Source organism: Maribacter thermophilus, assembly GCF_001020565.1.
Taxonomy (GTDB): Bacteria; Bacteroidota; Bacteroidia; order Flavobacteriales; family Flavobacteriaceae; genus Maribacter; species Maribacter thermophilus.
Genome location: NZ_LDAS01000001.1, coordinates 1041387 through 1060926 on the forward strand (window position 1 = coordinate 1041387; position 19540 = coordinate 1060926).

Annotated in this window: 20 protein-coding genes and 1 tRNA gene; 15 read left to right on the forward strand and 6 right to left on the reverse strand. The window is 37.7% G+C overall.

What is annotated here, in order from left to right; genetic code table 11:
• Positions 1–59 precede the first annotated feature (59 nt).
• The 7 genes from AB657_RS04595 to AB657_RS04630 all read left to right on the forward strand — a co-directional run bounded on the left by AB657_RS04595 (position 60) and on the right by AB657_RS04630 (position 7470).
• Positions 60–1124 (forward strand): acyl-CoA reductase, encoded by a 1065-nt coding sequence (locus AB657_RS04595; RefSeq protein ID WP_047245417.1) that lies wholly within the window; start codon positions 60–62, stop codon positions 1122–1124.
• Positions 1125–1192: 68 nt separating this feature from the next.
• Complete coding sequence (gene serC / locus AB657_RS04600) at positions 1193–2257, forward strand: 3-phosphoserine/phosphohydroxythreonine transaminase (RefSeq protein WP_047245418.1); 1065 nt, start codon at positions 1193–1195, stop codon at positions 2255–2257.
• Between the two features lie 4 nt (positions 2258–2261).
• A complete protein-coding gene (locus tag AB657_RS04605) occupies positions 2262–3212 on the forward strand; it encodes a D-2-hydroxyacid dehydrogenase (RefSeq protein ID WP_047247807.1) in 951 nt (316 codons plus the stop codon).
• Positions 3213–3280: 68 nt separating this feature from the next.
• A complete protein-coding gene (locus AB657_RS04610; protein WP_047245419.1) occupies positions 3281–3913 on the forward strand; it encodes a DUF937 domain-containing protein in 633 nt (210 codons plus the stop codon).
• Between the two features lie 67 nt (positions 3914–3980).
• On the forward strand, positions 3981–4433 hold the full coding sequence (locus AB657_RS04615) for a DUF6146 family protein (protein WP_047245420.1): 453 nt from the start codon (positions 3981–3983) through the stop codon (positions 4431–4433).
• A gap of 29 nt (positions 4434–4462) precedes the next feature.
• Complete coding sequence (locus tag AB657_RS04620) at positions 4463–4780, forward strand: DUF6787 family protein (RefSeq protein WP_047245421.1); 318 nt, start codon at positions 4463–4465, stop codon at positions 4778–4780.
• Between the two features lie 434 nt (positions 4781–5214).
• The gene (locus AB657_RS04630) at positions 5215–7470 is read left to right on the forward strand and encodes a TonB-dependent receptor (protein WP_047245423.1); all 2256 of its coding nucleotides are present in this window, start codon (positions 5215–5217) and stop codon (positions 7468–7470) included.
• A gap of 43 nt (positions 7471–7513) precedes the next feature.
• Here AB657_RS04630 and AB657_RS04635 read toward each other — a convergent pair whose 3' ends face one another.
• The 4 genes from AB657_RS04635 to folE all read right to left on the reverse strand — a co-directional run bounded on the left by AB657_RS04635 (position 7514) and on the right by folE (position 10204).
• A complete protein-coding gene (locus tag AB657_RS04635) occupies positions 7514–7966 on the reverse strand; it encodes a monoheme cytochrome C (protein ID WP_232304844.1) in 453 nt (150 codons plus the stop codon).
• The gene (locus tag AB657_RS04640) at positions 7963–9183 is read right to left on the reverse strand and encodes a sulfite oxidase (RefSeq protein ID WP_047245425.1); all 1221 of its coding nucleotides are present in this window, start codon (positions 9181–9183) and stop codon (positions 7963–7965) included. The genes AB657_RS04635 and AB657_RS04640 overlap by 4 nt, the downstream gene beginning before the upstream one ends.
• Before the next feature lie 54 nt (positions 9184–9237).
• Positions 9238–9534: a hypothetical protein gene (locus tag AB657_RS04645; protein WP_047245426.1), complete on the reverse strand. Its 297-nt coding sequence runs from the start codon at positions 9532–9534 to the stop codon at positions 9238–9240.
• Between the two features lie 70 nt (positions 9535–9604).
• Positions 9605–10204: a GTP cyclohydrolase I FolE gene (gene folE / locus AB657_RS04650; protein WP_047245427.1), complete on the reverse strand. Its 600-nt coding sequence runs from the start codon at positions 10202–10204 to the stop codon at positions 9605–9607.
• Positions 10205–10423: 219 nt separating this feature from the next.
• Here folE and AB657_RS04655 point away from each other — a divergent pair, with 219 nt between their 5' ends.
• The 4 genes from AB657_RS04655 (at position 10424) to AB657_RS04670 (ending at position 14070) form a co-directional block, all read left to right on the forward strand.
• On the forward strand, positions 10424–11104 hold the full coding sequence (locus AB657_RS04655; protein WP_047247808.1) for an ABC transporter ATP-binding protein: 681 nt from the start codon (positions 10424–10426) through the stop codon (positions 11102–11104).
• A gap of 13 nt (positions 11105–11117) precedes the next feature.
• Positions 11118–11675, forward strand: a complete 558-nt coding sequence (locus tag AB657_RS04660) for a CPBP family intramembrane glutamic endopeptidase (protein WP_047245428.1) — start codon at positions 11118–11120, stop codon at positions 11673–11675.
• Positions 11672–12436: a TIGR02757 family protein gene (locus AB657_RS04665; RefSeq protein ID WP_047245429.1), complete on the forward strand. Its 765-nt coding sequence runs from the start codon at positions 11672–11674 to the stop codon at positions 12434–12436. The genes AB657_RS04660 and AB657_RS04665 overlap by 4 nt, the downstream gene beginning before the upstream one ends.
• A 143-nt stretch (positions 12437–12579) precedes the next feature.
• Positions 12580–14070: a S10 family peptidase gene (locus AB657_RS04670; RefSeq protein ID WP_047245430.1), complete on the forward strand. Its 1491-nt coding sequence runs from the start codon at positions 12580–12582 to the stop codon at positions 14068–14070.
• A gap of 7 nt (positions 14071–14077) precedes the next feature.
• Here AB657_RS04670 and AB657_RS04675 read toward each other — a convergent pair whose 3' ends face one another.
• Positions 14078–14530, reverse strand: coding sequence for a hypothetical protein (locus tag AB657_RS04675; RefSeq protein ID WP_198146873.1), 453 nt, complete (start codon positions 14528–14530; stop codon positions 14078–14080).
• Positions 14531–14630: 100 nt separating this feature from the next.
• On the opposite strand from AB657_RS04675, the gene AB657_RS04680 reads away from it, so the two are divergent.
• The 4 genes from AB657_RS04680 to AB657_RS04695 all read left to right on the forward strand — a co-directional run bounded on the left by AB657_RS04680 (position 14631) and on the right by AB657_RS04695 (position 19310).
• Positions 14631–15083, forward strand: coding sequence for a hypothetical protein (locus AB657_RS04680; RefSeq protein ID WP_047245431.1), 453 nt, complete (start codon positions 14631–14633; stop codon positions 15081–15083).
• Between the two features lie 14 nt (positions 15084–15097).
• Positions 15098–15784: an SGNH/GDSL hydrolase family protein gene (locus AB657_RS04685; RefSeq protein WP_084696376.1), complete on the forward strand. Its 687-nt coding sequence runs from the start codon at positions 15098–15100 to the stop codon at positions 15782–15784.
• Between the two features lie 6 nt (positions 15785–15790).
• Positions 15791–17506, forward strand: a complete 1716-nt coding sequence (locus AB657_RS04690) for a phytoene desaturase family protein (protein WP_047245433.1) — start codon at positions 15791–15793, stop codon at positions 17504–17506.
• 241 nt (positions 17507–17747) lie between these two features.
• On the forward strand, positions 17748–19310 hold the full coding sequence (locus AB657_RS04695) for a M28 family peptidase (protein ID WP_047245434.1): 1563 nt from the start codon (positions 17748–17750) through the stop codon (positions 19308–19310).
• A 122-nt stretch (positions 19311–19432) separates the two neighbouring features.
• On the opposite strand, the gene AB657_RS04700 is transcribed toward AB657_RS04695, so the two are convergent.
• Positions 19433–19508, reverse strand: a tRNA-His gene (locus AB657_RS04700).
• Positions 19509–19540 lie beyond the last annotated feature (32 nt).

Consider the following 19540-nt stretch of genomic DNA (forward strand, 5'->3'; position numbering starts at 1 on the left):
TAATCAGTATCCGTACTTTTGCACAAAAGTAATCTCTACTAAACTAGTTTACAAATATAATGGCACAACACAATCAAAGTATAGAAGCTTTTGTTAAACTTGGAGAATTTCTAAAGACATTTTGTGATTTTACCAATTCTGACCAAAATATCGTAGAAAATAATGACCCATGGATCAATAAGTTCACAGACATTGTAAAAAAGGCCTATCACCATAACGGATGGTTTACCCAGGATAATATCGTACATTCTTTTCAGGAATGGTCAAAAGTACTGACAAAAGATAAGTTGGAAGGGTGGATATCGCAATATGATACACAACAAAAACAGGACAAAAAAGTCGCAATTATCATGGCCGGAAATATTCCATTGGTCGGATTCCATGATTTTCTTTCAGTATTGATTACAGGTAATACCGCTTTGGTAAAACTTTCTAGCAACGACAAACTACTAATACCCTTAATTTCTGAATACCTAACTCATTTAGACCCTAGTTTAGGGGATAAAATTGAGTTTTCCGACAATTTAGGTGGAAATTTTGATGCTGTGATAGCCACCGGAAGTAACAATACCGCTAGATATTTTGAATACTATTTCGGAAAAAAACCGCATATCATCAGAAAAAACAGAAATTCCGTCGCTATTCTCAAAGGAACCGAGTCAAAGGAAGAATTACAATTGCTCGGCGAAGATATTTTTAGATATTACGGACTAGGCTGCAGAAGTGTGTCTAAGCTGTTAGTGCCCCATGGTTACGACTTTGACAACTTCTACAAAGCCATCTATGATTACAAAGACATTATAAACGAGACCAAGTATGCCAATAACTACGATTATAACAAGGCCGTTTATTTAATGAGTGAGTTTAAGTTTTTGGACAATGGCTTTTTGGTCTTAAAAGAGGATGAAAGTTATGCTTCGCCGATCGCATCGGTATTTTACGAGTATTATAATTCAGAATCTTCATTAAAAGAAAAACTAACGAAAGACACCGATAAAATTCAATGTGTCGTGGGCAACAACGTAATTGAAAACACCGTACCCTTCGGAGATACACAAAAACCAGAGCTCTGGGATTATGCAGACGGCGTTGACACTGTTGAATTCCTGTTAAGAACATCCTAGAATATTTTAATTTCAACAAAGGCCGTTTCATAGAAAATATAGACCTTTGCCCCCTTAATTATAATAAAATGAAGAAGCATAATTTTAGTGCAGGCCCATGTATCTTGCCAAAAGAAGTTTTATTAAAAGCCTCGGAGGCCGTAATGGATTTAAACGGTTCCGGACTTTCTTTGGTAGAAATATCACATCGTAGCAAAGACTTTGTGGAAATCATGGAGAAAGCTAGGTCATTGGTCTTGGAGTTGTTAGATCTAGAAGGAAAAGGATACCATGCATTATTTCTTCAAGGTGGTGCCAGTTTAGAGTTTTTAATGGTCGCCTACAACCTTTTGGAGACCAAAGCAGGTTATTTGAATACCGGCACATGGAGCGACAAGGCCATCAAAGAAGCTAAATTGTTCGGTGAAATCGTAGAGGTAGGTTCTTCTAAAGATGAAAACTTTAAATATATCCCAAAGGGATACTCCGTTCCAAACGGGTTAGATTACCTTCACCTTACCTCTAACAACACCATTTACGGTACACAATTCAAAAAATTCCCTACTACTGATGCTCCCTTGGTGTGCGACATGAGTTCGGATATTTTTTCGAGAAAACTGGATTTTTCACAATTTGACCTTATTTATGCCGGCGCCCAGAAAAATATGGGACCTGCCGGAACAACCTTGGTGGTCGTAAAAGAAGAAATATTGGGCAAAGTCTCTAGACAGATCCCTTCTATGTTAGATTATAAATTGCACGTTTCTAAAGAAAGTATGTTTAACACGCCACCTGTGTTTGCTGTATATACTTCGATGCTAACATTGGAATGGCTTAAGAATTTAGGAGGTATTTCGGCAATAGAGGAAATAAATGAAAAGAAAGCTCAACTGTTATATTCCGAAATAGACCTGAATCCTGTGTTTGAAGGTTATGCCAATAAAGACGACCGTTCTATAATGAACGCTACCTTTAATTTAACGGACGAGGGGCTTAAACCTACCTTTGATGAAATGTTGAAAGAGGCTGGCATCAATGGATTAAACGGACATCGTTCTATTGGTGGTTACCGAGCCAGCATGTACAATGCCCTACCCCTAGAAAGTGTAGGTGTTTTGGTAGATGTAATGAGTGAGATGGAACGAAAAGCATAAAAGAATGAAGATACTAGCGAATGACGGAATATCGGAAAGTGGTATTTCGCTTCTAGAAAAAAACGGTTTTCAAGTTTTGACCACTACGGTGGCGCAACAGCAACTTGCCAATTATATTAACGATAACGATGTAGTAGGCCTGTTGGTACGCAGTGCTACCAAGGTTAAAAAAGATGTTATCGACGCATGCCCCAAGCTTAAATTAATAGGACGTGGTGGCGTTGGTATGGATAATATAGATGTAGCTTATGCCGAAAGTAAAGGTATTCATGTAATCAACACGCCTGCAGCGTCTTCCGAATCTGTAGCCGAACTGGTTTTTGCACATTTATACGGTGGTGTCCGTTTTTTATACGATGCAAATAGAAATATGCCTTTAGAAGGCGACAGCAGATTCAAACAATTAAAAAAATCATACGGAAAGGGAAAAGAGCTTAGGGGCAAGACCTTGGGCATAATAGGTTTTGGAAGAATTGGTCAAGCGACAGCGAAACTAGCTATCGGTGTGGGAATGAACGTACTATATCATGATCCTCAACTGGATAATGTAGAAGTGTCATTGTCATTTTTTGACAACCGATCCGTTACATTCAACCTAAAAAACACAGATAAGGAACGTTTGCTAAAAGAAGCGGATTTTATAACGGTTCATGTACCTTTTCAAAACGAATATGTGCTTGGCAAAAAAGAATTTGACATGATGAAAGATGGTGTTGGTATTATCAATGCCGCCCGAGGAGGTGTTATCGACGAGGTTGCCTTGGTTGCCGCTTTGGAAAGTAACAAGATTTCTTTTGCCGGTATGGATGTATACGAATCGGAGCCAAATCCTGAGATAAAGATACTTATGCACCCAAAAATTTCGTTGACACCTCACATTGGGGCCGCTACGGAAGAGGCACAGGATAGAATTGGTGTAGAATTGGCCGAACAAATCATTTCACGCCTAAAATAAGCGTTGGTTTACCAATTTTAACTGCAGTTTTCGTACTTTAACGGACTAAACATTAAATTAACTATAAAATGGCAGGATTATTAGATTTATTAAATAGCCCAATGGGCAAGCAATTAATTAGCGGTGTTGCCGGGCAAACAAACCAGCCCGAAAGCAAAACTGCCGATGTTTTAAGTATGGCAATGCCATTGCTTTTAGGCGCAATGAAAAAGAATGTATCGACACCTGATGGAGCACAAGGATTAATGAGTGCGTTATCTAGCAAACACGATGGTAGTATCTTGGATAACCTTGGTGGTTTGTTTCAAGGTGGCGTAGATGACTCCGTTGTACAGGACGGTGCTGGAATTTTAGGACACGTTTTTGGAGACAAACAACCAGTCGTAGAAAATACCTTGAGTCAAAAATCCGGTTTGGATGCAGGCTCTGTATCACAGATCATGAAAATAGCCGCCCCTATTGTAATGGGCTTTCTGGGCAAACAAACATCACAAAGCAATGTAAGTGATTCTTCGGGCATGAACGCTTTGCTAGGTAGCATGCTAGGTGGACAACCACAAGAGAACCAAAGCCTAATTACTACCTTATTAGATGCAGATGGCGACGGTAGTATTTTAGATGATGTAGCAGGTATGGTGATGGGCAGCAATAAAAAAAGTGGCGGTTTAGGAGGCCTTTTGGGCGGATTATTCGGAAAATAAGATATATCGACCAAACATAATAAGAGCCGTTTGAAAATTCAAACGGCTTTTTTTGTATATTAATAATATGAAATCGTTTTTTAAAATAGTTGGTTTATTGGTCTTGACAGTGCTACTTGCATACTGTACCACCTCTAAAAGCGCCCTTTCCATTTCAGAAGAGGAAGCTCAGGCATTTGAACAGGTCAAAGGTGATACCATAGCAATTGCCAATGAAGAGACCGAATACGAAATCATAATAATAGAACCTGGTTTCAATACTTGGTTAAACTCCATAGCCAGACCAGAAGGCTACTACTCCCAGTCGTTTATGGAAAACCGGAACCGGTTAATGGTCTTAGAATGGAACCAACGGGTAATTCAGCCACAAAGGTACGACCCAAGTTTGTACGAACAACAAATCAATTACGATCCCAATATTGATTATGGTTACGATGTTAATTACAAACTCTATAATTATTTTATTTATTTTCAAAGAAAATACAATCAACGCTTAGGACCCTTTATTCCTAGAATCTAAAAAAGTATCTTTGGCTTTTTTATAAGAAAATGGAGAAATTAAAAGCACGTTGGGGCATAACCAGTAATTTTCAACTAATTATAATTTTTATTGTATTTGCCATAACCGGTTCTTCGTCTGTTTATGTAGCAAAGCCATTCTTGAGCTTTATAGGTTTGGAGGCTCAAAACTTTTCTGATTCTTGGTGGGGGTCTATTTTGTATTGGACGCTTCGTATCGTATTGATTTTTCCGTTCTATCAAATTCTCTTGATAATGTATGGTTGGTTATTTGGTCAATTCAAGTTTTTCTGGGCATTTGAAAAAAAAATGCTTAAACGTATGGGATTAGGTTTCATGTTCAGCTAATTTATTATTTATTAACACTTTTGTCTAATATGCAATGATTAGATTTGTAATATGGGCTTGATGAGACATAAAGCGATATTTTCCCTAGTTTCTATATGCATTATAGGATGTCTCTTTACACCTTATATCATTAAAATAAACCATGGTCTTTTAACACATGAAGACACTATATGTGTAGCCAAGGGCGATTTACACATTCATGAAATAGAATTTGATTGTGACTTTTACAAATATCAAATTTCTTCACTGTTTTATATAGGTTTGGTTAAACCAAAACTAATACAATTGGCCGCTTCAAGTGAGAAGTTGACCAACCACTATGTTTTTACTAGTAAATTTCAAAAATTACATTTTGTCTTAAGAGGACCTCCTGTCCTAGGTTAGTTAAAGTACACGTTAATCCATACTTTTTTTAATCTCTTAAACAATTTATAATGAGAAATATTTATGCTGTCATATTAATGGCACTAATTTGCAATTCGATTTTTTCCCAGAATTCCGTTACAGGAACCATTCTTGATAGTGAAAACAATGAACCTTTAGAACAGGTATCCATTTATTTTCCACAACTTGAAAAAGGAACGATAAGTGATGAAAATGGCAATTACGAGATTCGAAACCTACCTACCGGTAGTTTTAAGATAGTTGTTTCTTATCTGGGCTTTCAAACGATTTCAAAAACAATAAACATTGATAAGAAAACTGTTGATTTCTCTATAAATCTTAGTCCCAGTGCTATAGAAATGGAAGAGGTGATCGTCTCTACCCCTTTTCATAAATTACAGCGCGAAAATGTAATGAAGATAGAAAGGGCAAGTGTTAAGGAATTAAAAAGCAATGGAGCCATTACTTTATCTGATGGAATTACAAATATTCCGGGAGTGGAAAGTGTATCTACCGGTGTTGGTATCGGTAAACCGGTTATTAGGGGCCTAAGTTCTAATAGAGTATTAACCTACACACAAGGCATAAGACTGGAAAACCAGCAATTTGGTGATGAACACGGCCTTGGTATTAGTGATGCGGGTATAGAAAGCGTAGAGGTAATAAAGGGCCCTGCCTCGTTACTTTACGGTTCCGATGCACTAGGAGGCGTACTGTATTTAAATCCAGAAAAATTTGCCGTACCCAATGATACCGAAGGAGACATTAATCTCAACTATTTCTCCAATACCCAAGGTATTAATGGAAATGGTGGGTTTAAAACCTCTTCGGACAAATTAAAATTCTTGGTGCGATTGGGTGGTGCATCTCATGTAGATTATAAAACAGGTGATGGGGAAAGAGTTACAAATTCAAGATTTAAGGAATACGACCTAAAGACCGGACTTGGTTATCAAGGAACAAATTTTAATACAGAACTTAGATATAACTATAACAATTCAGAGTTGGGAATACCTGAGGAAATTGGTGTTCAGAATACCGAAAGAGATGCTATAGAGCCGTTTCAAGATATTACCAGCCATATAATAAGTTCTAAATCGAACATCTATTTTAAAAACTCGAGCTTACAGGCCATTTTTGGTTATACACAAAACAATCGTCTAGAATATGAAGATCATGAGCACCATGAAGAAGAGCATGAAGAAGAAGAACATGAAGAAGAAGGGGCAGCTTTGGACATGGTGCTGAAAACCTTCAGCTACAACATTCAATACAATATAAAACAAATTGGAGCTACCGAAGCAATTATCGGTGTTCAGGGAATGAGCCAAACCAACAAAAACTTTGGCGAAGAAGTGCTTATACCCGATGCGTCGACCAATGATGTAGGTATATTGGCAACATCACACACACATTTTAAAAATGGAGATTTACAGCTAGGAATCAGATACGATAATAGGGTTATAGATGGTGATGAGAGCGGCACTCTTGGTGATGACACTTATATAGCATCCATAGAACGTAGTTTTCACAGTTTTAATATCGCCGCAGGTTATAAACATGATTTTACCGATAATTTTACAGGTAGATTAAATATAGCCTCAGGTTTTCGAGCTCCTAATTTGGCAGAGCTAACATCTAACGGCACCCATGAAGGAACCAATAGATTTGAAGTTGGAAATCCCGATTTGGATAATGAAAAGAATTTACAGACAGATATATCATTAGAGTACAAGAATGAACATTTCGAAATTTATATAAACGGTTTTTATAATAGTGTTTCCGACTACATATATCTAGAGCCCAATGGGGAATTTATAAATGAAGATGCCGTTTATCTTTATCTACAACAAGATGCTGTATTATATGGAGGGGAAGCTGGGTTGCATTACCACCCTCATCCTATAGATTGGCTACATTTAGAGAGTAACTTTTCTTTGGTGCGCGGTAAATTGGACAATGACGGCAATTTACCATTGATACCCGCCAATAATTGGAATAACACTTTAAGATTTGAGTTCAACAGTGCTACCAACTTGTTGTCAAACAGTTATGGTTTTATAACGTTAAAATCTTTCTTCAAACAGGATAAAGTAAGCACATATGAAACACCTACAGATTCTTACAGCCTATTAAACATGGGATTAGGGACCACTCTCTCTTTCTCTAAACAAAAAATAGGGATCAAAGTAAGTGCTAATAACATTCTTGACAAAACATATGTTTCACACTTGTCTAGGTTAAAGACTGATGGAATTGCCAATATTGGAAGAAACATCAATGTAGGTATCAGTATACCTCTTTAAATACAGATCCCTTCGGTTTTGTTAATTAAACCGAAGGGATTTTTTATTGGTCCAACTTGTACCATTCAATATTCGACAACGCTTTTCTTCTTCCCTTTTTAAGAAGCGGATAATTTGTGGTCAAGTAATCCACGATTATTTTTTGGTTGTCACCCAAATCCCATAAGCCTTGTGTTTCCTGCATCCACCGAATGGTACTGTTCCATTGCTCCTCTCCCATTCTATTCTGAATAATCAATTTAGAGGAATGGCACGTGGTACAATTATTAATTACTTCTTGTAAACCTTCTGCCTCTATCAGACCTGTACGCACATGAATTCCGTTCTCTACCCTATTTGGGTCTATTTCACTTATTTCTTCAATTTCTTCTTCAGATTCCTCAGGCCCTATAAAGTACCAAACACCTACTCCCATTAAAAGAAAGAAGACAGTGGCTACAATGGGCCACTTATATTTTGAAGAATTTTCAGTGGGTGTATTTTTACCTTTCATCATACCACTTTTACCGCAATACGGTGACATGCATTATTTAGATATCCTTTTGGGTTCCAACCTGGTAACACCATAGGTTGCTTATTTCCGTTTGTATCGGTAGCCCTGGCCCAGATTTCATAATAACCCTTCTTAGGAAAGTTTATCTCTCCTCCAAAATGTTGCCATGCCAACCTGTTCACCGGTTTTTGAACATGAATGCTTTTCCAGCTAGAACCGAAATCTATGGAATATTCCATTTCGGAAACTTCTAACTCACCTGCCCATGCATGACCTCTTATCTTTAACGATTTTCCTTCATTAATGATAGCTCCAGATTTTGGATATGTAATCAGCGATTTTACGGGCATAGACTCTATAATACACATATCTTCATCATCTACCTTTTCTCCTGGAGCCACTGTCTCACAAGGTACGCGATACGAGCTACCACCCATTTTTTCGCCATCATGTATTTTATTTCGGATACTGATTCCGTTCAACCATTTACCAGAAACGGATGCAGGCCATCCGCCGGCAACCAATCGTAACGGGTAACCATGTGTTAACGGTATATCTTCCCCATTCATGGCAAATGCCAATATAGTCTCGTCTTGCATAGCCTTGGCTATAGGCATACCTCTTGATATGGGTTCTTTTTGTGGATTTCTACTTAAATGTATATCCGCCCCGTGATAACCTATATATACGGCATCATCCTTAATTCCTACGTCTTCTAAAACATCCTTTAACCTAACTCCCGTCCACTCTGCACAAGAAACGGCACCTATAGTCCATTGGTTACCTTTGGCCGGCGGGTCAAACTCGCTACGCCCGTTTCCTCCACACTCTAGGGTAAGTTGATACGTGTAATGTTTAAATTTTGATTTTAGATCGGCTAGTGAGTAGGTTTTTGTGTTCACCACAGACTCACCGTCTATTTTTAATTGCCAGGTAGAAACATCTATATCTTCGGGTATGATGCCATTATTACGAATAAACATAAATTTATTGGGAGTAACGTCGTCATTTAAAAGATGTGCCCGGGCTTCCATATTCCACGGCTTATCGTTCAGCAAGACCATTTCGGGATCTTTATGGAACATTTTAAAGGGATCTGGCTCTTGAAATGCTAAGGGGGAATACCCTTTCGGCAGTAGGTTTCTATATACAATATCACTTAGTAATACCGTTGAAACAGCGCCCACACCTGCCTTTTTTACAAAGTTTCTTCTTTTCAATCTGTAACTATTTTGTTATAAAGTTACATATTTTAAGAGCGAACTAAAAAATCATTAAACCTGAATTGTCTGTTTTTTGGACTTTTTAAAAACGTAGGTATAAAACCACATTATCGTAAAAGTAGGTATCACATCTAAACCAGGAATAATCTCTTCTATAAAGGTAACAACACCGGCCGCTTGGCCAACTTTGCCCTTATACATCCGTGTCATTAACCAACCAGATAATGGCGCCCAGATAATGTCTGAAAATTCACCAATGAACGGAATGGCAAAAGAGAGCATTCCTATTGCATCGAACAAAAGTCCTAAAAAGAGTTGTTTGTATTTTTTGTCTTTAGTAATTGACATAGTATAAAATTAATGATCTTATTGTTGATAGCGCAACAAAGATGCCAAAAGTTACAACCGGTACATTACATTAAGACAATTCAGAGCCAATAAGCTTCAAAAATTCGTTACGGGTCTCTATTTTTTCAAATTGTCCTCTAAAGCCAGAGGTGGTAGTAACAGAATTTTGTTTTTGAACCCCTCTCATCATCATACACATATGGGAAGCCTCTATAACCACTGCTACGCCCTTGGGCTTTAATGTATTGTTTAGGCATTCCAATATATCGTGTGTAAGACGTTCTTGAACCTGTAGTCTTCTGGCAAATACATCCACGATTCTAGGGATCTTGCTAAGCCCTACTATCTGTCCGTTTGGTATATAGGCTACATGCGCCTTACCAAAAAAGGGCAGCATATGATGTTCGCACAAAGAGTACAATTCTATATTTTTAATGATTACCATGTCGTCGTAATCCTCCTTGAACATGGCCCCTTTTAATATTTCCTCTGCGTCTTGTTGATAACCTTGGGTTAGAAACATCATAGCCTTTGCGGCACGTTCGGGTGTTTTTAACAAACCATCTCTGGTAGCATCTTCGCCAATTTCATTTATGACCGAAGAAAACTTCTCCTTTAATTCATCTGTTATCTCTAAATTATATTCTTCGAAATTTCTATATGGCGACATGTAATATGTTTAATTAATTTAAAAAAATGATAAACAAAAATAAGTATTGTTAAATCAATCGCGGCTAATATATAGTTAAAATTGTTCTTTTTTATTTAAAGAGCATAAGTATTATTTATAATGGCAATGGTAAAATATTATATACGTAAATTACCAAGGTTAATTGTTATTTTGTTATCTGACACCCATTCTTTAATTTCACCATTTATTTACCGTTACATGATAAAAGCCTCGAACATCCATAAATATTATGGGGAACTAGAAGTATTAAAAGGTGTAGACCTACACATAAAGAAAGGGGAGATTGTCTCTATAGTAGGTGCATCCGGCGCCGGCAAAACGACGCTTTTACAAATTTTGGGCACATTGGATGTGCTGTCGAACGTAAACGACGGACACCTACTGGTGAATGGTACCGAAACCACTCGCCTGTCGGACAAAGAGTTGGCTAAATTTAGGAATGAACATATTGGTTTTATTTTTCAATTTCACCAATTGCTTCCCGAGTTTACGGCCATTGAAAATGTTTGCCTACCGGCCTATATAAAGAAAACTCCCAAAAAGGATGCTGAAACCAGGGCTAAAGAATTATTGAACTTTCTTGGTCTGTCTCACAGAGAAAACCATAAACCTTCTGAGTTATCGGGCGGTGAGCAACAAAGGGTCGCTGTCGCAAGAGCGCTAATAAACAACCCGTCCATCATTTTTGCGGACGAACCCAGTGGTAATTTGGACTCGGAGAGTGCCGATAAACTTCACAACCTCTTTTTTGAACTGCGAGAAAAGTTTGGTCAAACCTTTGTAATCGTTACCCACAATGAGGATTTGGCAGAAATGGCCGATAGAAAATTAACCATGGTAGATGGCAAGATAGTCGACAAGGAAGTCATCACATCATAAAACCTTGGGACCAATGTTAAAAGAGGTCGTTGATTTTGCCAAAAAACCTATATACCTAGAAGAAAAATCTACCGGTACCCATTCTAAAATTCGAACATTGGTGAAACTTGTGGCAATCGCCCTTGTTATCAGTATCGGTTTAAGCATCGTCATTGGTATTGTTCAGCTGGTTTTTAATATTGATGTGGGCAAACATGCCATGGATGACTTTTTGGAGGCCTACTCCCCTATCTACCTTTTGTTGGGAGCAGTTGTAGCCGCCCCGGTAATTGAAGAATTATTGTTTAGGGGCCCTATGATATGGTTTAGGAACAATAGATTTTTTCCCTATATCTTTTATGTGCTTACATTGGGGTTCGGTTTCATGCACATAAGCAATTATGAAATTACTATCGAGGTCATATTATTGTCTCCCTTGTTGGTGGCTCCACAAATATCGGTAGGTATACTTCTTGGCTTTATAAGGGTAAAATTCGGTCTATTATGGTCAATGGCATTACACGCTCTATATAACCTAGTTTTGGTAGGTCCTATTTTTTTATTCAAAATTTTAGATATTCCTATAGAATGACAAAAACAGAATTAAAGGATTTCTTAGATTCAAAAGTCGTGGCCTATAATAATCCTAATTTTTTGGAATCGGACCCAATTCAGATTCCACATCTTTATACCAAGAAAGAAGATATTGAAATCAGTGCATTTCTTACGGCCACAATAGCATGGGGCAATAGAAAAAGCATTATTAAAAATGCCCATAGAATGATGGATCTTATGGGAAACAGTCCCTTTGATTTTGTCATGAACCACCAACAGGCGGATTTAGAAGCATTGCACTCCTTTGTACACCGAACTTTTAATGGTACTGATTTTATTTACTTTATAAAAAGCTTAAAAAATATATACCTAAAACACGATGGCCTAGAGGGTATATTTAAAACCTACCAAGAAGAAGACTCACTACAACCCACCATTTCTAAATTTAAGGAGCACTTTTTTGAATTGCCCTACGAGCAGAGGACCATAAAACATGTTTCGGACCCATTAAAGGGCTCGGCAGCGAAACGCATCAACATGTTCTTACGATGGATGGTCAGAGATTCTAGCTCTAACGTGGATTTTGGAATCTGGAAGAATATTTCGCCTGCAAAACTTTCTTGTCCGTTAGACGTACATTCGGGCAACGTAGCACGAAAGCTAAAATTATTAAAGCGAAAACAAAACGATGCCAAGGCACTTTATGAATTGGATAAAAACTTACGAAGATTAGACCCCAAAGATCCCGTGAAATATGATTTTGCACTTTTTGGACTAGGGGTATTCGAAAAATTCTAAATAGGATCCCCCTCTAATTTTACACGCAAATACGTTCTTCTTTAAAATGTAAACAATTAACAAAACATTCACTTTTTTTCTAAAAAAACAAATTCTCATTCTATGAGGAATCCTTATTTTTAAGCAACTAATTCAAACTACCAATGAAAAATTATTATTTGCTTACCATTCTCTTATTTTCCTTTCAATCAACACTATTTGCACAAAGTCGTAAGCTGCCGGTGGACACGGTGGTGACAACACAACATAGTGTTACAATAAAAGGATCCACTATTAATTATACCGCACAAACAGGTACCCAACCCGTTTGGGACGAAAATGGGGATCCCATTGCATCTTTACATTATACGTATTACACCAAGAACAATGTAAAAGATAGAGCGGCAAGACCACTTTTGATTTCCTTTAATGGAGGCCCAGGTTCTGGGTCTGTTTGGATGCACTTGGCCTATACCGGACCACGAATTTTAAAAATAGACGATGAAGGGTACCCCATACAGCCTTATGGTGTAAGCCAAAACCCATATTCTGTACTTGATGTTACCGATATTGTTTATGTAAATCCGGCCAATACAGGGTACTCGCGTACCATACCTGAATCGGGGGAAAAAGTAGACCGTAAAAAATTCTTTGGCATCAATGCGGATATTAAATATTTGGCCGAATGGTTAAATACCTTTGTAACTCGTAACAACAGATGGCGTTCCCCTAAATACCTAATAGGTGAAAGTTATGGGGGGCCTAGGGTTATGGGGCTTTCACTAGAGTTGCAAAACAGGCAATGGATGTACCTGAACGGTGTTATTCTGGTTTCTCCGGCAGACTATAAGATTATCAGAAACGAAGGCCCTGTTGCAGAAGCCATAAACCTACCATACTATACAGCGGCGGCATGGCATCATAAAGCGCTACCCGCAGCCTTGCAAAGTAAAGATTTGTTGGATATTCTTCCTGAATCGGAAGATTACACTATAAATACTTTAATTCCCGCATTGGCAAAAGGCGGATTTATAAACGAAAACGAAAGAAAAAGTATCGCCGAAAAAATGTCGTATTACTCTGGTCTAAACACCAAAGACATTCTTGATCAAAACCTATCTGTACCCACCTCTTTCTTCTGGAAAAACCTTTTAAAGGACAAAGGAGGTTTTACCGTAGGTAGATTGGATTCTAGATATTTGGGAATGGACAAGCAGCTAATGGGCATGCGACCCGATTACAATTCTGAGCTTACCTCTTGGTTGCATAGCTTTACACCGGCCATTAATTATTACCTGCAAGAAGAATTAAAATTTAAGACGGATGTAAAATATAATATGTTCGGCCCTGTACATCCTTGGGACAACTCTAACGAGAACACAAGGGAAAACCTAAGACAGGCCATGGCACAAAACCCATATCTGAACGTTTTGATCCAGTCCGGATATTATGATGGTGCCACCACATATTTCAATGCAAAATACTTAATGTGGCAAGTAGACCCAAGTGGTAGAATGAAAGATCGTTTCAGCTTTAAAGGATACCGTTCGGGTCACATGATGTATCTACGAAAAGAGGATTTGGAAAAGGCTAATAACGATATCAGGGATTTTATAAACAAAACCTTGACCAACGGAAAAAGTGCCAAATATTAAATAGGCGCTACCTATTTAGCACTTTTGACGAAATAGACAAAAGAACGAGAGAAGTTTTCGGAATCGGTATCTTTTTGGAATTAAGATCTAAATGGTCATGGGTTCCTATCGCATCTCTGAACAACTGCTCTCGTTTTCTTTTTTTGCGCTGTTTGAATATATCTATAGTAACACCTACCGTTGCCCCACCCAATACGGTCGCCAACAAATCCTTATTGTCCCAGCCATCATATTGGTGCTGATCGATACTTTCTTTTGCCAAACCTATCAACAAACTTCCACCGATAGCACCTACAAATGTCCAAGTCCTATCGCCTTTCGAAATCTGGCTAGCTACCCCGGCTCCCACCAGGCCATACAAATTTCCCCCTAAAAAGTGGAGCACTTTGTCTTCCTCTAGTTGCGAATAACCTTTTGCCACCATCATGACCACAAAACAAAATAGAATCAATCCCCTCATAATCCCGCAAATATATCGAAAGCAAATAAAAACGGTTTTGTTAAAGCTAAAATTTAAGTTAACCCATATAAAATAGTATCTTGGAATACTTTTATATTTTATGGCTATTAAAACTTTTTATAGAACACTTTCTTTTATACATCTATCACTGGTTATAGGGCTGTTAGGCCTTACGGTCATTTTATTATTACAAGGTAAAGGTTTTAACGCGCATACCGAGGGTAATGATTTATTGCTATATATAATACCGATTATTTCCATAATTGGTTATTTTGGGGGGCAGTTTCTTTTTAATAGAAGCATATCAAAAATAAATAGGCAGCAATCATTAAAAAAGAAGCTTACGGAATATACATCGGCCAGTCTGGTTAAATATGCATGTATTGAGGGGCCTGCTATTATATGTCTTGTTGCATACTATATTTCGGGTAACGCACTACCTCTTACTATTGGCCTCTGTCTAATGGCGCTTTTAATAGTGCAAAGGCCTTCTAGACAAAAAATTATAGAACAGTTACCTTTAACATCTGAAGAACAAAAAGAATTTCAATAAAACTTAATATAAAAATGAAACATATAAAATCTTTGATTATCGGATTGTTCGTCTCTTTTTTTAGTTTAAACGCTGCAGTGGCGCAAGACTGGGCAAATTTAAAAATGTTTCAAGAGGAGAATAAAAAGTTAGGAGCCCCCAGTGAAGGTGAAAATAGGGTGGTTTTCATGGGAAATTCCATTACCATTGGATGGTTAAACGCCAGACCAGAGTTTTTTGAGGGCAAACCATATATTAATCGTGGCATTAGCGGGCAAACCACCCCACAGATGCTTGTACGTTTTAGACAAGATGTTATAGACCTTGCCCCTAAAGCCGTGGTAATACTTGCCGGTACCAATGACATTGCCGGTAATACAGGGCCCTCCACGATTAAAATGATTATGGATAATATTAAAGGTATGGCAGAAATGGCCGACGCAAACGGTATCAAAGTAATTTTATCATCTACCCTACCAGCTTATGATTATCCATGGAGACCGGGATTGGAGCCAGCGAACAAAATTATAGAGCTCAACAAAATGATCAAAGACTATTCTGAGGCAAAGGGCCATATTTATCTTGACTATTTTTCAAAAATGGTAGATGATAGAAATGGGTTACCTAAAAAATATGCCAAAGATGAAGTACACCCCACAGTTGAAGGCTACAAAGTAATGGAGCCTTTGGTGGAAGCGGCGATAGAAAAGGCCTTGAAATAAAAAGTATTGAAAGAAAACAAAAGATCAGGTAATTTAAAGAATCAGTTTTGGGACACTATAATAATAGGTTCGGGTGCCGGTGGTTTGTCTGCGGCCATTTGCCTTTCTAGAGCTGGACAAAAAGTATTGTTACTGGAACAACACGATGTGCCCGGAGGCTGGTGCCATAGCTTTTATTTAAATGGGCACAGGTATACTCCTGGCGTACATTACATAGGTTTATTAGGCGAAGAAGAAGCCACCAGTAATCTGTATAAAGGTTTGGAAATCGCCAATGACCTTGTTTTTTTTAGGATGAACCCAAATGGATATGAACATGTACATATAGGTGAACATAGGTTTGATTATCCTAGCAACCCGGAAGAACTCGAAAAAAGGTTGATACAAAGGTTTCCGAAAGAAAAAAAGGGAATAAAAAAATACCTCAAGTACATTACACTTGCAAGTAAAGAACTCCATTCAATACCTTATATACAGGGGTTTTGGAAAAAATTGACCTTACCGTACCGTACCCGACATTTCGGAAGATACAGCCTTTTTAGCCTAAAAAGAGTTATCGATTGGCATATTAAAGATCCATTATTAAAGAATATTTTGAACATCCAGTGTGGAGACCATGGTTTACAACCCAGCAAAGCATCGTTTATTCTGCATGCCGCTTTAATGTACCATTATTTTAAGGGAGGCTATTACCCCATGGGCGGTGGAGGCGCCTTGGTAAAGGCGATGACAAAAAAAATAAAGAAACACGGTGGTGAATTAAGGACATCTACAGCGGTCAAAAAAATAATACTGGAGGGAAGTAATACCAAAAAAGCAATTGGGGTAGAATTACATGATGGGCAACAGATTTTTGCTAAAAATATAATTTCAAATGCCGATGTTGGTATCACCTATAATAAATTGGTAGGTAGAGAAAACCTTAGTGGAAAACTGCGCAGAAAATTAGATAGGACATTGTATTCATGTACATCGTTGATGCTTTTTTTAACGGTTGATATGGATGTTAGGAAAGCTGGGTTGGACTCTGGGAACATTTGGCTAATGCCAGATATGGAAGCAGATGACTATTATGACCTTGCGATGGGAGACGATATTCTAAAAGGAGAGGCCTTCGAAGGTATGTTTATAAGTTGCACCACCTTAAAAGACCCTACCAGTTTTAACGGTAAGCACCATGTAATCGAAGCCATAACCTTTATTAATTATAATGCTTTTCTCAAGTTTAAGGGAGAGACCCAAGAAAGGTCTAAAACGTATATGGAATTTAAGGAAAAACTGACCGAGAAAATGATAAAAGGTCTAGAGAAAGTTCTTCCAAATGTCAACGAACATATAGTACATAAAGATTTGGGAACCCCTTTGACCAATGAATATTATATCAATACCACCCAAGGCAACGTTTATGGCACGCAAAAAAGCCTAAAACATATAGGTCCTTTTGCCTATAGGGCCAAAAGCGAGATAAAAAATCTTTATTTATGTGGTGCAAGTATTCTGTCTCATGGGGTTGCCGGAGCAGGCCATTCCGGTGTAGCAACAGCGGCATTGATCTTAGGCTGTTCTCCCGATGCATTAAAAAAAACAGATTCAGAACAAAACATATTGATTTTAGAGGCAGAGGATGATATAAGCAACTACCCTGAGAACATTCAAAAGAAAATACGATCACGCCAAAGAAAAGAAAAGAATAAAGAGAATTCTTTGACCGGACAAATTTAAGGGCTTCACAAAAGAAATATAGACAGTTATACTTTTTACCGTGATAATTGTATGGTTACATTAATATATGGTCTTATTGTTTCATTTTTTTGAACGTATAAAGAGTTCAGAAATGCAGAAAGAATTTTATTGATAACTTGTAAGTTTTATTATAGAAAAAGGAAATTCTAACCGATTCTTTTTATGGAGAAGACGGCATAGTTTTCTTTTCATTATTTTTGGGAAATTTTGATTTCAAAACATGAAAAAGACACTATTCATTTTAGCAGGTTTGTTGGTTGGTTGTAATTCTTCCCAAAAAACCGTTTCAAAAGAAAGCACTTCAGAAAAAACAACCGTTGTAAGTCCCGTTACATATGCCGAGACCATTACAGAAGCCGAACTAAAGGACCATCTGTATATTTACGCCTCCGATGAATTTGAAGGAAGGGAAACAGGCAAACCAGGTCAAAAAAAGGCAATTGCCTATATCAAGAACGAATATGAAAAATTGAATATTCCACCGGCAAAACCCGATGGAGACTATTTTCAAAAGGTACCAATAGAGATAAGTAATCTTCCAACCGGTAAATTAAGTATAAACAATACCGACTTTTTATTAGGAGAACATGTACTCACATTTAGCGCCGCCCAAACTACAAATACCCCAATTGTTTATGTAGGCTACGGTATTGAAGACGAAGGTTATTCAGATTATGAAGGTCTTGATGTCACCGATAAAATGGTACTGGTAAAATTCGGTGAGCCTATAAACAGTGACGGTACTTATAAAATATCGGGTACATCGGAAAAATCTGTTTGGAGCAATGCTTCCGAATCTTTAAGCAAACGTATACAACTTGCCGTGGATAAGGGAGCTAAGGGAATTTTCTATTTGGACACCGATAACTTTAACAGGTTCAAAAGAAGATTCGATTATATGAAAGGCAACAATAGCGGTCGAATGAGCCTAAAAAATAACAACAACGATTTTTCCAGCCTCTTTATTGATGAAACTTTGGCCAAGGCTATATTACCTGGCATTGACAGTGATAATTCACCAAAAGTATTAAAAACAACAGCTTCGCTCGAATTTAAAAGTTCTAATGAAGAAATAGATTCGGAAAATGTTATCGCTTTTATAAAAGGTTCTGAAAAGCCAGATGAATATCTTGTAATTTCTTCGCATCTTGATCATATAGGGATCTCATCTAATGGAGAAATTAACAATGGGGCCGATGACGATGGTTCTGGAACTGTAGCGCTCTTAGAAATTGCAGAGGCATTTAAAAAAGCTAAAGATGATGGTAATGGCCCTAGAAGATCAGTCGTTTTCTTACACGTAACCGGTGAAGAAAAAGGCCTGTTAGGCTCTCAATATTATACAGATTTCGACCCTGTTTTTCCTTTGGAACAAACGGTTACCAACTTAAATATTGACATGATCGGTAGAATAGACCCCAAAAGAAAAGGGAACCGAAACTATATCTACCTTATTGGTTCGGACAAATTAAGTACAGAACTACATGAGTTATCGGAAGAAGTTAATCAGAAATACGCAAATCTGGAATTGGATTATACCTACAACGATGAAAACGACCCTAACCGTTTTTACTACAGAAGTGACCATTATAATTTTGCAAAAAACAATATTCCTATCATTTTCTATTTTAACGGAACCCACGATGATTATCACAGGCCTGGAGATACACCGGATAAAATAAATTATGATTTATTGGAAAACCGTACACGTCTTGTTTTTTATACCGCTTGGGAACTTGCCAATAGAGACAAACCCGTAAAGGTGGACAAAGCCACTGAATAAAAACTAAAACCAACTTAATGTAAAAAGACCGATCCTGTTTGGATCGGTCTTTTTTTAATTAAAGTGAAGCTCCAAAAAAAAAAGTCCCAAATGAAATCATTCAGGACTTATACTCACTCTTTGGGTGGAAGACCGGGTTCGAACCGGCGACCTCTGGAACCACAATCCAGCGCTCTAACCAGCTGAGCTACAACCACCATATTCAAGCGGTGGCAAAGGTAATTTTTTTT

Excerpts from the sequence above, each read along its gene's own strand:
- AB657_RS04670 (WP_047245430.1), top strand. The coding sequence starts at position 12,580 with ATGAAAAATTATTATTTGCTTACCATTCTCTTATTTTCCTTTCAATCA.
- AB657_RS04635 (WP_232304844.1), bottom strand. The coding sequence starts at position 7,966 with ATGATGAAAGGTAAAAATACACCCACTGAAAATTCTTCAAAATATAAG.
- AB657_RS04685 (WP_084696376.1), top strand. The coding sequence starts at position 15,098 with ATGAAACATATAAAATCTTTGATTATCGGATTGTTCGTCTCTTTTTTT.
- AB657_RS04595 (WP_047245417.1), top strand. The coding sequence starts at position 60 with ATGGCACAACACAATCAAAGTATAGAAGCTTTTGTTAAACTTGGAGAA.
- AB657_RS04680 (WP_047245431.1), top strand. The coding sequence starts at position 14,631 with ATGGCTATTAAAACTTTTTATAGAACACTTTCTTTTATACATCTATCA.
- AB657_RS04665 (WP_047245429.1), top strand. The coding sequence starts at position 11,672 with ATGACAAAAACAGAATTAAAGGATTTCTTAGATTCAAAAGTCGTGGCC.
- AB657_RS04695 (WP_047245434.1), top strand. The coding sequence starts at position 17,748 with ATGAAAAAGACACTATTCATTTTAGCAGGTTTGTTGGTTGGTTGTAAT.
- AB657_RS04620 (WP_047245421.1), top strand. The coding sequence starts at position 4,463 with ATGGAGAAATTAAAAGCACGTTGGGGCATAACCAGTAATTTTCAACTA.
- AB657_RS04660 (WP_047245428.1), top strand. The coding sequence starts at position 11,118 with ATGTTAAAAGAGGTCGTTGATTTTGCCAAAAAACCTATATACCTAGAA.
- AB657_RS04675 (WP_198146873.1), bottom strand. The coding sequence starts at position 14,530 with ATGAGGGGATTGATTCTATTTTGTTTTGTGGTCATGATGGTGGCAAAA.
- folE (WP_047245427.1), bottom strand. The coding sequence starts at position 10,204 with ATGTCGCCATATAGAAATTTCGAAGAATATAATTTAGAGATAACAGAT.
- AB657_RS04645 (WP_047245426.1), bottom strand. The coding sequence starts at position 9,534 with ATGTCAATTACTAAAGACAAAAAATACAAACAACTCTTTTTAGGACTT.
- AB657_RS04630 (WP_047245423.1), top strand. The coding sequence starts at position 5,215 with ATGAGAAATATTTATGCTGTCATATTAATGGCACTAATTTGCAATTCG.
- serC (WP_047245418.1), top strand. The coding sequence starts at position 1,193 with ATGAAGAAGCATAATTTTAGTGCAGGCCCATGTATCTTGCCAAAAGAA.
- AB657_RS04605 (WP_047247807.1), top strand. The coding sequence starts at position 2,262 with ATGAAGATACTAGCGAATGACGGAATATCGGAAAGTGGTATTTCGCTT.
- AB657_RS04615 (WP_047245420.1), top strand. The coding sequence starts at position 3,981 with ATGAAATCGTTTTTTAAAATAGTTGGTTTATTGGTCTTGACAGTGCTA.
- AB657_RS04655 (WP_047247808.1), top strand. The coding sequence starts at position 10,424 with ATGATAAAAGCCTCGAACATCCATAAATATTATGGGGAACTAGAAGTA.
- AB657_RS04610 (WP_047245419.1), top strand. The coding sequence starts at position 3,281 with ATGGCAGGATTATTAGATTTATTAAATAGCCCAATGGGCAAGCAATTA.